General features: G+C 67.8%; 12 protein-coding genes and 8 pseudogenes. 9 read left to right on the plus strand and 11 right to left on the minus strand.

Features of this window, described 5'->3' with window-relative positions; translation table 11 throughout:
• Positions 1–102 precede the first annotated feature (102 nt).
• Positions 103–1,077, minus strand: coding sequence for a serine/threonine-protein kinase (locus LP418_RS11650; RefSeq protein WP_336275977.1), 975 nt, complete (start codon positions 1,075–1,077; stop codon positions 103–105).
• 105 nt (positions 1,078–1,182) lie between these two features.
• On the opposite strand from LP418_RS11650, the gene rpsF reads away from it, so the two are divergent.
• From rpsF to rplI, 4 genes and pseudogenes are all read left to right on the plus strand, one after another.
• A complete protein-coding gene (gene rpsF / locus LP418_RS11655; RefSeq protein WP_257956383.1) occupies positions 1,183–1,476 on the plus strand; it encodes a 30S ribosomal protein S6 in 294 nt (97 codons plus the stop codon).
• Between the two features lie 98 nt (positions 1,477–1,574).
• Positions 1,575–2,187, plus strand: a pseudogene (locus tag LP418_RS11660) (single-stranded DNA-binding protein).
• A gap of 87 nt (positions 2,188–2,274) precedes the next feature.
• A pseudogene (rpsR, locus tag LP418_RS11665) lies at positions 2,275–2,510 on the plus strand (30S ribosomal protein S18).
• Positions 2,511–2,524: 14 nt separating this feature from the next.
• The gene (rplI, locus tag LP418_RS11670) at positions 2,525–2,971 is read left to right on the plus strand and encodes a 50S ribosomal protein L9 (RefSeq protein WP_257956384.1); all 447 of its coding nucleotides are present in this window, start codon (positions 2,525–2,527) and stop codon (positions 2,969–2,971) included.
• Here the strand turns inward: rplI and LP418_RS11675 are convergent.
• From LP418_RS11675 to LP418_RS11700, 6 genes and pseudogenes are all read right to left on the minus strand, one after another.
• Positions 2,952–3,716 (minus strand): hypothetical protein, encoded by a 765-nt coding sequence (locus tag LP418_RS11675; protein WP_257956385.1) that lies wholly within the window; start codon positions 3,714–3,716, stop codon positions 2,952–2,954. The genes rplI and LP418_RS11675 overlap by 20 nt on opposite strands.
• Positions 3,640–4,281: a hypothetical protein gene (locus LP418_RS11680; protein ID WP_257956386.1), complete on the minus strand. Its 642-nt coding sequence runs from the start codon at positions 4,279–4,281 to the stop codon at positions 3,640–3,642. Before LP418_RS11680 ends, LP418_RS11675 begins: the two co-directional genes overlap by 77 nt.
• Positions 4,282–4,334: 53 nt before the next feature.
• Positions 4,335–4,844 carry a hypothetical protein gene (locus LP418_RS11685; protein ID WP_257956387.1) on the minus strand — a complete coding sequence of 170 codons (510 nt, stop codon included), beginning with the start codon at positions 4,842–4,844 and terminating at the stop codon, positions 4,335–4,337.
• Positions 4,845–4,899: 55 nt separating this feature from the next.
• Positions 4,900–5,085, minus strand: a complete 186-nt coding sequence (locus tag LP418_RS11690; protein WP_257957326.1) for a hypothetical protein — start codon at positions 5,083–5,085, stop codon at positions 4,900–4,902.
• A 3-nt stretch (positions 5,086–5,088) separates the two neighbouring features.
• A pseudogene (locus LP418_RS11695) lies at positions 5,089–5,694 on the minus strand (MATE family efflux transporter); the annotation flags it as partial.
• A gap of 11 nt (positions 5,695–5,705) precedes the next feature.
• Positions 5,706–6,131: pseudogene (locus LP418_RS11700) on the minus strand (MATE family efflux transporter); the annotation flags it as partial.
• A 564-nt stretch (positions 6,132–6,695) separates the two neighbouring features.
• Here LP418_RS11700 and LP418_RS11705 point away from each other — a divergent pair.
• The 5 genes and pseudogenes from LP418_RS11705 to LP418_RS11720 form a co-directional block, all read left to right on the plus strand.
• Positions 6,696–7,437, plus strand: a pseudogene (locus LP418_RS11705) (DnaB-like helicase N-terminal domain-containing protein); the annotation flags it as partial.
• A 404-nt stretch (positions 7,438–7,841) separates the two neighbouring features.
• A pseudogene (locus tag LP418_RS11710) lies at positions 7,842–8,441 on the plus strand (DnaB-like helicase C-terminal domain-containing protein); the annotation flags it as partial.
• Positions 8,442–8,450: 9 nt separating this feature from the next.
• Complete coding sequence (locus tag LP418_RS11715) at positions 8,451–9,434, plus strand: LAGLIDADG family homing endonuclease (protein WP_257957007.1); 984 nt, start codon at positions 8,451–8,453, stop codon at positions 9,432–9,434.
• 46 nt (positions 9,435–9,480) lie between these two features.
• Positions 9,481–9,681 (plus strand): annotated as a pseudogene (locus tag LP418_RS30835) (hypothetical protein); the annotation flags it as partial.
• 27 nt (positions 9,682–9,708) lie between these two features.
• Positions 9,709–9,889: pseudogene (locus tag LP418_RS11720) on the plus strand (DnaB-like helicase C-terminal domain-containing protein); the annotation flags it as partial.
• Between the two features lie 325 nt (positions 9,890–10,214).
• Here LP418_RS11720 and LP418_RS11725 read toward each other — a convergent pair.
• From LP418_RS11725 to LP418_RS11735, 4 genes are all read right to left on the minus strand, one after another.
• A complete protein-coding gene (locus tag LP418_RS11725) occupies positions 10,215–10,622 on the minus strand; it encodes a peptidoglycan-binding domain-containing protein (RefSeq protein WP_257956388.1) in 408 nt (135 codons plus the stop codon).
• Between the two features lie 308 nt (positions 10,623–10,930).
• Positions 10,931–11,086 (minus strand): aldehyde dehydrogenase family protein, encoded by a 156-nt coding sequence (locus tag LP418_RS33200; protein ID WP_442940169.1) that lies wholly within the window; start codon positions 11,084–11,086, stop codon positions 10,931–10,933.
• Positions 11,043–11,594, minus strand: coding sequence for an aldehyde dehydrogenase family protein (locus LP418_RS11730; protein ID WP_257956389.1), 552 nt, complete (start codon positions 11,592–11,594; stop codon positions 11,043–11,045). Before LP418_RS11730 ends, LP418_RS33200 begins: the two co-directional genes overlap by 44 nt.
• On the minus strand, positions 11,497–12,156 hold the full coding sequence (locus tag LP418_RS11735; RefSeq protein WP_442940170.1) for an aldehyde dehydrogenase family protein: 660 nt from the start codon (positions 12,154–12,156) through the stop codon (positions 11,497–11,499). Before LP418_RS11735 ends, LP418_RS11730 begins: the two co-directional genes overlap by 98 nt.
• Between the last annotated feature and the right edge of the window lie 13 nt (positions 12,157–12,169).

Here is a 12,169-nt window from a genome sequence, read left to right on the forward strand (position 1 = left end):
CGGAGATTCGCGAACTGCCTTCGTTGTGCGGGCGCGGCATTTCCGGGTCAAAGCGGCAGGAACCGACATTGGGGGTCTACGGCGCCCTCTTGTGGATGGACCTCAGAGCAGTACGCCGACAACGACCGCGACACACAGCGCGACCACACTCGCGCAGGCCGCGAGGACGGCCCGAGCAGCCCAGTCCGGCTCGGCGGACGGCTGGGCGCCGAGCCGGTCGGTGACCTGCGGGCCGTCCTCGAAGGCGATGTCGAGGCGGCGCAGCAGCCGCAGTGCCGCGTCGGCCGTGGCCAGCCGCTGCTCCGGGTCGACGACGAGCAACCGCTCCAGCAACGGTCGCAGCGGACCGGAACCGATCGCCCCCCGGCGCTCCGGCGTCAGCCCGGTGATCAGCTGGAGACCGACCCGGCCGACGGAGTAGAGGTCCCGGCTCGGGTCGGGTGGCGCGCCGCGCGCCTGCTCGGGCGCCATGTAGCCCTCGGTGCCGATCGCCCCGGGAACGGTCGTGTAGCGGGCATCGGCGATCGGGGCGGCCACCCCGAAGTCACCGAGTCGCAGGTGTGGCGGCTGGTCGACGGTCGGTTGCAGGAGCAGGTTGGCCGGCTTCACGTCGCGGTGCACCAGCCCTGCCGCGTGCACCGCGGCGAGCGCCGACAAGAGCTGCTCGAGCAACGCTGCGGCGTACCCGACCGGGAGGGGGCCGTGCTCGTCGAGGAGGTCCCGGACGGATCCGCCACCGACGAGGTCCATGGCGAGCACCACGAGGTCGTCGTCGGCTGCCCAGCTGATCGGGGGCGACGACGTGCGGGTGGCGCACGCGGACCGCCTGCTCGCGGACGAAGCGGATGAGCAGGGCGGCGTTGTGGTGACCGAGGACCTTGACCGCGACGACCTCGCCGGTGCGCTCGTCGCGGGCCCGCCAGACCGATCCCATGCCGCCCGCGCCGATCTGGTCGAGCATGAGGTAGCGGCCGGCGATGACGGTGTGGTGGAGCGGCGCCGTACGCATGGGAACGACGTTAGCCGCGCGGCGCGATCCGTGCGTCCGGTCATCCACAGGCACGGATTTCCGAGCATGTCCGTGGCCGCTGTTAACCTTGCCTGTCGCCCCCGTCCAGTGGGGGCACATCCTCCTGCCACGGAACGTCCGTGGCCGCCTGAGTCCGAAGGAGGTAGCCACGCATGTCGCGTGTCTACGAAGTGATGGTGATCCTCGACCCCAGTCTCGAGGAGCGCACCATCGAGCCGTCCCTCGACAAGTACCTCAACGTCATCCGCAAGGATGGTGGCACCGTCGACAACGTCGACGTGTGGGGTCGCCGCCGTCTGGCCTACGAGGTCAAGAAGAACGCCGAGGGCATCTACGCCGTCATCTCGCTGACCTGCGAGCCGGCCACGGTCAAGGAGTTCGACCGCCAGCTCACGCTCAACGAGTCCATCCTGCGTACGAAGGTCCTGCGTCCCGACGCGAAGTGAGGCGTGGCCTCCGGGCCGCATCTCATGACCTTTGTCGGTGGTTGCCGTCATAGTGGCCATCGACATCACTGATCAGTTGACTTCTAGGGAGACCTGACATGGCAGGCGAGACGATCATCACCGTCGTCGGCAACCTCGTTGACGACCCGGAGCTCCGCTTCACCCCCTCGGGTGCCGCGGTGGCGAACTTCCGGATCGCGTCGACGCCCCGCACGTTCGACAAGCAGAGCAACGAGTGGAAGGACGGCGATGCGCTGTTCCTCTCCTGCTCGGTGTGGCGCCGGGCGGCGGAGAACGTCGCCGAGTCGCTGCAGCGCGGCATGCGCGTCGTCGTGCAGGGCCGACTCAAGTCTCGTCAGTACGAGACCCGCGAGGGTGAGAAGCGCACCGTCTTCGAGATCGAGGTCGAAGAAGTCGGTCCCTCGCTGAAGTACGCCACGGCCAAGGTCACCCGCGCCAACCGCTCCAGCGGTGGCGGTGGCTTCGGTGGCGGTGGCCGGGGCGGCGGACAGGGCGGCAACGCCCCGGCCGACGACCCGTGGGCGACGCCCGCTCCCGCGCAGGGTGGCTACGGCGCCCCGCAGGGTGGCGCTCAGCCGGCACAGGGCGGCAACCGGGGGCGGGTCGTACGGCGGTGGCGGCAACGCTGCCCCGGCCAACGACCCGTGGGGTGCCCCCGGCGTCGGCGGCTCGCAAGAGCCTCCCTTCTGATCAGCAGCACAACCCGTCCGTAATCACCTCAACCATTCCGCCCCTGTCTCTTTGGCAGGGCCGGGCTTCTAGAAAGGAAGCACCACAATGGCCAAGGCAGTGATTCGCAAGCCCAAGAAGAAGGTTTGCCAGTTCTGCAAGGAGAAGGCGACCGGTGTCGACTACAAGGACGCCACGCTCCTCCGCAAGTTCATCTCCGACCGAGGCAAGATCCGCGCGTCGCGTGACCGGCAACTGCGTCCAGCACCAGCGGGACGTCGCGATTGCGGGTCAAGAACGCTCGCGAGGTTGCGCTTCTGCCCTACACGTCCACCGGTCGCTGAGAGGAGCACGAGACATGAAGCTCATCCTGACGCAGGAAGTTGACGGCCTCGGCGCCCCCGGCGACGTGGTCGAGGTCAAGGACGGCTACGGCCGTAACTACCTCATCCCGCGGGGCCTCGGCCTCCGCTGGACCCGTGGTGGCGAGAAGACCATCGAGTCGATCAAGGCTGCCCGCGCAACGCGTGCCGCCCGCGACTCGGACCACGCGGTCGAGATCAAGAACAAGCTCGAGCAGGCTTCGGTCAACGTCAAGGTCCGTTCCGGTGAGGCCGGTCGCCTGTTCGGCGCCGTCACCACCGCCGAGATCGCCGACGCGATCACCGAGACCTCCGGTGAGAAGGTCGATCGCCGTACCATCGTGATCGCCCAGCCCATCAAGTCGCTCGGTGCCCACGAGGTGTCGGTCAAGCTGCACGACGGAGTTGCCGCCAAGGTTTCTCTCAACGTCGTTCCGGCCTGACGCTCGTTTCACACGTACGGCCCGTCTGCTCCTCGGAGCGGGCGGGCCGTTCTGTCGTTTCTGGGTGTTGCTCCGCCACCGCCCCCAACATGTAACCGGCGTTTATCTGCACTGAACGGCCCATGCAACGGCCGGTCAGTCTCGGTAAACGCCGGTTACATCGGGTTGGGCGGAGCTCAGCCCCCGGAAGACGTTGGTCCGGGCCACGATCGCGTCGAGGAACACCGGCTTGTTGCGGCTGAGCACCTCGATGATGATCCGCCCGGTGCGCGAGCCCCCGGTAGCGGTTGAGCACCGGGAACTCCTTCTGCGCGGAGCGCGGCCCGGCGAGGTTGACCACGCGCCAGTTGGTCGCTCCCACCTTGACTCGCACCTTTCCGTACGACGGTGCGGTGGGTGCATACAGGCGCAGCTCGCCGACCCGCTGCTTGGGCAGGACGAGGCGGGCGCCCTTCTTCTTCGACTTGACCAGCGTCTCGTCGAAGGCGCCGGCCTTCGTGACCCGGGAGAACCCGCGCCGGCGACGCAGGTCGGTCGGGACGTAGAACTCGGTCACCTGCGACCACGCGCTCGGGGTGCCGGCCTTGTCGACGCTGCGGGCGCGGAAGAAGTGCCGTCCCGAGGAAGCGTCGGTGTAGCGCCGGGCCCCGGGCGTGCAGGGCGTGCCCTCACCGTCGACCTCGCACTCGAAGACGACGTCGGGCTCGTTGCTGTTCAGGCGGATCCCGACGCTGCGACCGATCACGACCGGCTGCTGCGGTGTCTGTTCGTCGTACAGGTCGGGGTTGACGAACGACACCGGCGCGACGGTGTCCCGGCCCCACGTGAGCACCGCGGGCGAGGCGTCGAAGTCGTCGCCCGGCTCCTCGTCGGCCCCGAAGACACGGTAGGTGAACGCCCGGTCGGCGGTGTCGACCGCGCGGACCCGGGAACGCATAGGCCGCCTCGGAGTCGACGAGGCCCTCGTAGGTGCGCGGCGAGGTGCACGCAGTCCAGTCGTGGGCCCGGGTCGGCCCGTCGAGCTTGCACTCGAAGCCGAGTGCGCCGGTGTCGGCGTCCGTGTGCGCGCCGGTGAAGGCGAAGCCCATCGTGCTGGTCGCGACCCAGCCGCCCGCGTTGGGTGGGGTCGACACCGCGGTCAGTGAGGTCTCAGGCGGCACGGTGTCGTCGCAGCCGGGTTGGAGGAGCCCGGCGGGCGGCTCGGACAGGCAGTCGGCCGCGGCGGAGGCCGGCCCTGCCCGGGGCACCACGACCAGCACGCTCGCGGTGAGGGCGAGCGTGGTGATGACGCCCAGACGGCGCGTACGCATGCAGACTCCTGAGGACTCGGCGGCCTCCCGTGACGACCGCGCGTGGCCCTAGGTTACGAGCCGGGTGCCCACGGGCGGTTGGCATAGGTGAAGAGCAAGACGATCTGGAGGAGTACGACGACTCCCGCCGCGGCATAGACCGACGCCATCAGGTCGTCGGCGTCCGCGGCGAAGACGAGCACCGGCGCGATCGCCAGCACCCCGTTCAGGACCATGGCCGTCCGCAGCCGGGCCCGGGCCCGCTGGTCGCCCGCGGCCCCGGCCAGCTCGGACAGCTGGTGGCACAGCAGCACGCAGAACAGCACCTGCGGCAGGTTGACCGCCCAGCGCAGTGACGGGTCGCTGTCCTCGAGCAGGTCCTGCGTCGCCGGGAACCAGACGACGCAGGCGACGAGCAGGGCACCGACTGCCGGGGCCCGGAGCGTTGAGTGGTCAGCGATGCGGCGTACGCCCCAGATGACAAGCAGCCAGCCGACCGGATCGGCGAGCGCGTCGTAGCCCGCGAACTTCGCCACCAGCACCACGATCACCAGCCCCATCGCGACGGACTGCAGTGGCTTCACGGTCGAGAGATTAGCGACCCCGTCACCAGCCACGCGTCGCTGCGTGCGCGTCGGGTCAGCAGGACGAAGCGCGCGCCCATGAACACGACGACCATCGCGACCCAGACGGGGACGAGGCCGCCGGGGCCGCGCGGCCGGGGAGGGCGGCGGGGGCGTAGAGGGCGAGGACGCCGAGGCCGGCCCATGCGAGGTAGCGGCCGTCGCCCGCGCCGATCAGCACGCCGTCCAGCACGAAGACCACGCCGGCGATCGGCTGCCCCAGAGCGGCGACGAGCAGGATCGGCACGAGCAGTCGGTGCACGTCGGAGTCGGGCGTGAAGAGCGGGCCGAGAACGGGGGAGGCTGCGGCAAGGAGGAGTCCGCTGGCGATGCCCGCCCCCCAGCCCCACTGGACCATGCGTCGAGTGAGCCGACGGGTGCCGTCGATGTCGCCGGCACCGAGGGCGCGTCCGGTGATGGCCTGCGCGGCGATCGCGAGCGCATCCGGGGCGAAGGCGAGGAAGGTCCACAGCGTGATGGCGATCTGGTGCGTGGCGAGGTCGACCTCGGTGTCCCGCCCGCGCGATGGTGACGGCGTAGGTGCCGACGAGCAGGCAGGCGCGCAGGGTGAGGGTGCGCAGCACGAGCGGAACGCCGGTCCGGGCGGCGACCGGGATGCCGCCCTTGTCGGGGGTGAGGGGCGCACCGTCGTGGCGGGCGGCGCGGACCACGACGGTGACGAGCACGGCGGCGCTGGCGACCTGCGCCAGCACCGAGCCGAGCGCGGGAGCCCGCGATGCCGAGGTCCGGGCCGTAGACGAAGACGACGTTGAGGATGATGTTCGCGATGTTGCCGCCGATGGCGACCCACAGTGGAGTGCGAGTGTCCCGGAGTCCGCGCAGCACTCCCGTGGTGGCGAGCATGAGCAGCAGCGGCGTCGTCCCGAAGATCGCGATCTCGAGGTACGCCGTCGCCCGGTCGCTCACCGCGTCGCCGGCGCCGAAGAGACCGACGAGAGGCCGGGCGAAGACCGCCCCGGCGACGGTGACGACCGTGCCGATCAGGACGGCGAGCCAGCAGCCGTCGATGCCCCGGGTGAGTGCGCCCCGAAGGTCACCGGCGCCGAGGTGGCGAGCGACGCTGGCGGTGGTGCCGTAGGCGAGGAAGACGCAGAGTCCGACCAGCGTCTGCAGCACGGCACCCGCGATACCGAGACCGGCGAGCTCGGTGGTGCCGAGGTGTCCGACGATCGCCGCGTCCGAGAGCAGGAAGAGCGGCTCGGCCACGAGCGCGAGGAACGCCGGCACCGCCGGGCAGGATCTCGCGGTCCGTTGACGTCACCGGGTAAATGTAACAGCCAATTGCGCCCCAAGCCCATGACACATCCGATGGTCGGGTGATTCGGGTAGTCCGTTCGGACTACCTGTGCATGACCGGTGCACAACGTGGTCCAGACAGGGCGATCCGGCGCCATGTCGACAAACCGACCGGCCACTTCCACATGCCGAGAAGGTGAACGAACTCTTTGCCGACTGATTTTTCTCCACAGGTGAATCTGGGTGTTTGTGCAGGTCAGCCAGCTGTGCGGAGCGAAGATCGCAAGGTTGTCCACAGCGGCGTCCCCAGTCGATGCACCGGGGCAGGCGTGTCGTCCACTCCTCTCGGGCAGTTATGCACATGGCCTGTGGATAACTGGTAGGAGGACGCACCGTGGAGAGCGTACAGGTCGCGCAGTTCCGCGCGATGTGGATCGCGGGGCTGATCATTGTCGGGGCGGCGTGGTATGCGCCCCATCTCCATCGATGTCGGTGCCGTGCCATACGTTTCGACCAAGGTCGAGGCGTCCAGTTTTCTAGCAGTGAGGATCTCGGGTGAGCATCGCCGAGCAGGGTCGCACCGAGAACGACTTCGAGTGGGGCGACGGGCCGCGCGGCCTACGAACCGGGTCAATCACCCGGGCGTCCCGGCGACCGCACACCACCCCAGGACAACGCGGCCGAGCAGAGCGTGCTCGGCGCGATGCTGATCTCCAAGGACGAGATCGCCAACGTCACCGAGACGCTGCGCGGACCCGACTTCTACCGCCCCGCGCACGAGGTCATCCACGACGCGATCATCGATCTCTACAGCCGGGGCGAGCCCGCTGACCCGGTCACCGTGGCGGCCGAGCTGAGTCGCAAGGGCGAGCTGGAGCGGGTCGGCGGTGCGCCATACCTCCACACGCTGTCGGCCAACGTGCCGATCGCCGCCAACGCCGGCTACTACGCCGAGATCGTCCGGGAGAAGGCGATCCTGCGCCGCCTCGTCGACGCCGGCACCAAGATCGTGCAGATCGGCTACGCCGGCGAGGGCCGGGTCGACGACGTCGTCGACCGGGCGCAGGCCGAGGTCTACAAGATCACCGACCGCAGGGCCACCGAGGACTACGCCCCGCTCAGCGACATCATGAACCCGACGCTCGACGAGATCGAGGCGATCGGCAACCGGGAGGCCGGGCTCTACGGCGTGCCCACCGGCTTCGCCGACCTCGACGAGCTCACCAACGGTCTGCACTCGGGTCAGATGATCATCGTGGCGGCTCGTCCCGCCATGGGGAAGGCCCTTGCGCTCGACACTCCGCTTCCGACGCCGACCGGCTGGACGACGATGGGCGAGGTCGCCGTGGGCGATCTGCTGTATGACGCCTCTGGGAATCCGACCCGGGTCGTCGCTGCGACGGACGTGATGATCGATCGCCCTTGCTACGAAGTCACCTTCTCCGACGGATCGGTGATCGTGGCCGACGCCGAGCACCAGTGGTTGACGTCTCCGCTTGCAGGGCCTGAGTCCGTTCCGGGGCCGAATCATCCCACTGGACGATTCTGGTATGACGGCTCCCGCCCGCGTCGGCGGTGAGCACAATCGTCCACACGGCCAGATCTGCACGACGCGCGAGTTGGCTCGCACAGCCGACTGGCTGCACACCATCACGATGCCCGACGGAACCTCCGTCAAGGTCAGAAACCGTCATCTCGACGGCCTCGGTCCCGGTGAGGTGCGTTCAGGTCGACAACGAAGACCACCTGTACCTCGCCGGTCCTTCCACGATCCCGACCCACAACTCCACGCTGGCGCTCGACTTCTGCCGGGCAGCGTCGATTGCCAACAACTTGACCAGCGTCTTCTTCAGCCTCGAAATGACGCGCACCGAGATCATGATGCGACTGCTGTCGGCCGAGGCGAAGGTGCCGCTCAACCACATCCGCAACGGGCAGATGACCGAGCAGGACTGGGACCTCTCGGCCAAGAAGATGGGCCAGGTCTCCGGGGCGCCGATGTTCATCGACGACTCGCCCAACATGACGATGATGGAGATCCGGGCCAAGGCGCGGCGGCTCAAGCAGCGCCACGACCTCAAGCTGATCGTCATCGACTACATGCAGCTGATGAGCTCGGGCAAGAAGGTCGAGTCCCGCCAGCTCGAGGTCTCGGAGTTCTCGCGGCAGATCAAGCTGCTCGCCAAGGAGCTCGAGCTCCCGATCATCGCGCTCTCGCAGCTCAACCGTGGTCCCGAGCAGCGTGCGGACAAGAAGCCGATGATGAGTGACCTTCGCGAGTCCGGCTGCCTCACGGCGGACACCCGCCTCATGCGGGCGGACACCAATGCAGAGATCACGCTCGGCCAGCTGATGGAGTCGGGTGCCAAGGACATCCCCGTGTGGTCGTTGGATGACCGACTCAAGCTGGTGCCGCGCACCCTGACCCACGCCTTCCCCTCCGGCACGAAGCCGGTGTTCGAGCTGACGCTCACATCCGGGCGACGGATCACGGCGACCGGCAACCACAAGTTCCTCACCTACGACGGCTGGATGCCGCTCTCGGAACTGACGCCCGGCTCCCGTCTGGGTGCTGTCCGGCACGTTCCGCCGCCGCTCGAGGTCGCGCCTCGCGACGAGGATGAAATCGTCCTGCTCGCCCACATGCTCGGCGACGGGTCATTCGTGAAGCGCCAGCCGATCCGCTACGTCTCGATCGACGAGGCCAACTTGGCGTCGGTCGGCAACGCCGCGGCCGGGCGCTTCGGGATCACTCCGAAGCGCGACGAGTACGCCGCAGCCCGGGTCACGACACTGAGGTTGCCTGCGCCGTACCACCTGACCCACGGCAAGCGGAACCCGATCGCCGCGTGGCTCGACGAGGACGGTCTCTTCGGTCTGCGCAGCCATGAGAAGTTCGTGCCCGACTGGGTGTTCGGCCTGCCCAAGGCGCAGGTCGGCCTGTTCATCAAGCACATCTGGGCGACCGACGGCTCGATCGGCTACGACGAGAAGAACAACCTCGGCCGCGTCTACTACGCCTCGACGAGCCGGCGCCTCGTGGACGACCTCGCGCGCCTGCTGCTGCGCTACAACGTCTTCACCAGGGATCAAGCGAGTCCGCAAGGCCGGCTACCGCGACGGCTATCACCTCTACGTGTACGGCGCCGAGAACCAGCTCCGCTTCTGCGACGAGATCGGCGTCCACGGGGAGCGCGGTGTGAAGGCGGCCAACCTTGCCGACAAGTTGCGCGACGTCCGCGCCAACACCAACCTCGACACCGTGCCCAAGGAGGTCTGGGGGCACGTCCGTGAGGTCTTGTCCGAGCAGGGCATGACCCACCGCGAGTTCGCGGCTGCCATGGGCACCCAGTTCTGTGGTTCTACGCTGTGGAAGCACGCGCCGAGCCGTGAGCGCATGGCGCGCGTGGCCGAAGTTCTCGGTGATGCGGACCTCGATGTCCTCGCTACGAACGACGTCTATTGGGACGCCATCGCATCGATCGAGCTCATCGGTGAGCAGCCGGTCTACGACGCCACCGTCATGGGCACCCACAACTTCGTCGTCGAGGGCATCGCGGCTCACAACTCGCTCGAGCAGGACGCGGACATGGTGATCCTGCTGCACCGCGAGGACGTCTACGAGAAGGAGTCGACCCGCCCCGGCGAGGCCGACCTGATCGTGGCCAAGCACCGCAACGGCCCGACGCGCGACCTGACGGTTGCCTTCCGTGGGTCACTACTCGCGGTTCGTGGACATGGCGCACTGACCCCGGTCCGTTGTTGTCGAGATTCAATGAACATTAACGAGACGGGTAATCGGTTAATCTTGCCGCTTCGCTCGGCCTCCGCGGCTGGAGGCTGACGTGACGATCAGGGCGGCGGACTTCTTCGTCGCGCCCACTACGAGCGAAGGACTCCGACCCCTCGACCTCCAGATCATCCGCGAGGAGATCCATGGCCATGGCGGGTGATCGCACATGTGCTGGCTCGCCACGGGGTTCAGGAATCGCCCTGCATCTCGACACCACCTTCACAACCACCGCCCAGCTGCTGCCGACGATTTTTCGAGGACCCAGTTGAACGCCCTCCTGCTCAGCAGCCGCCTGCCCGGCCGCTGGGGATCGTGTAGAACAAAATCAGATTGGCCCGCGTCAAGGGTCCGTATTCGCCGTCAGGCACCAACCCATGTCGTGCCTGCGCGTTCTTGAGCGCCTGCTCGGTCGCGGGGCCGAAGGAACCGTCGGTGGCGATGCTCTGGCCGTAGCAGTACTTGAGATTCCTCTGCAGGGCCCAGACCCCCGCCCCTTGTGAACCGCGATTGAGCCAACACGTGGTCGAACCCTGATGCGCTGGCTTGTAGGCGTAGAAGGTGCTGTTGGGCTGAGTGATCTTCACGTAGGAGGTGCATTCTGGAACGGTCGCCGCGTGTGCTGGGGCCGCAGCCACAAGCGATCCGCATGCGAGGGTGGCGGTTGCCACCGCGATCTTGAGACTGGTCAACACGGCTCTCCTCTGAAATGAGACCGCTCTCCGCGGTCGTCAGCGACGCTACCCACGCCGCCCGCCGTGAAACCCACAAACCACCTCTGGCTGCATTGACCGGTCGCACTTTGACGAGGGACCACTGATCGGGCCCCTGTCGTCAAAGTTCCCCGCGGGGCGACTCGTCAGTCTTCCCTGCGTCTCTACATCCGCCGATCCTGACCGGTGCGTCTATTGCTGTTTGCGGTCCGAGGTCCACCCGCAGGAGCCGCCGATCGCCGTGCGACTCCTGCAGGTCAGCCCCCAGTGCTGAAGGCGGAGGGGGTTCAGGCTGGCGGTGGCAGCACAAGCGCGTAACCCCGCTTGGACCAGTCCGAGTCCTTGCTCTGCCTGATCGTCTTGACTCGGGTGTACTCCGCGAGTGCGTCGGGTCCCAGCTCACGACCGATGCCGCTCTGCTTGAAGCCACCGAAGGGGTTCATCGGGGAAACCGGCGTGCCAGTCGTTGACCCAGACGGTGCCGGCCTCGATCTCCTCGGCGACCGCGAGGGCTCGCTCAGGGGAACCCCATACCCCTGCCGAAAGGCCGTAGTCGGTGTCGTTGGCGATCCTGATGGCCTCGGCGTCGTCGTCGTACCCGATCACCACGAGGACGGGGCCGAAGACTTCCTCACGGGCGATTCGCATGTCGTTGGTGACGTCGGTGTAGACGATCGGCGCCACCCACGCACCCTTGGCGAACATCGGCTCGTCGGGCAGCGTGCCGCGGTATGCGATGGTTGCGCCCTCCTCGGCGGCGATGCCTACATACCTCTCGACACGCTTCTTCTGGTCGTGCGACGCGACCGGGCCCATGTCGGTGGCCATGTCGTTGGGGTCACCGATCCGCACATCAGCGAGCCGGGTGATCAGGCGCTCGACTATCTCGTCCTTGCGGCTGTTGGGCACCAGAAGGCGGGTGCCGGACTCGCACACTCGGCCGGAGTACATCAAGAAGGCGAAGATCGATCCGTCGATGGCCAGATCCAGTGTCGGCGTCATCGAGGATGATGTTGGGGCCCTTGCCACCCAGTTCGAGTGTGATCTTCTTGAGGTTGTCCGCGGCGTTGCGTTGGACGAGCTTGCCGACCTCGGTCGAGCCCGTGAAGCCGATCTTGCGTACGTCGGGGTGCGAGGCGAGACGGTCGCCGACTGTCTCGCCGGGGCCGGTGATGACGTTGAGGACACCCTTGGGCAGACCTGCCTCCTCGGCTGACTTCGCCAGTTCCAGAAGCGTGAGTGGGGTGTTCTCGTCGCACTTGAGCACGAAGGTGTTGCCGGCCGCGAGCGCCGGGCCCAGCTTCCAGCCGGCCAGCACCAACGGGAAGTTGAACGGCACGATCCCGGCGCACACACCGATCGGCTCCCGACGAATCACCGACCGGGAATCCTCGGTCTCGGGCGCCAGCGGGTTCTCGATCTCGGTCTCGAACCCCCGAGCCATGGCAGCGAAGACCCGCAGGTTCGCGATGCCCAGTCCGATGTGGAAGGCGCCCGCAGTCCGCACGGTCACCCCGTTCTCGGCG

Origin of the sequence: Nocardioides sp. B-3 (assembly GCF_024703895.1) — a bacterium.
Taxonomy (GTDB): Bacteria; Actinomycetota; Actinomycetes; order Propionibacteriales; family Nocardioidaceae; genus Nocardioides.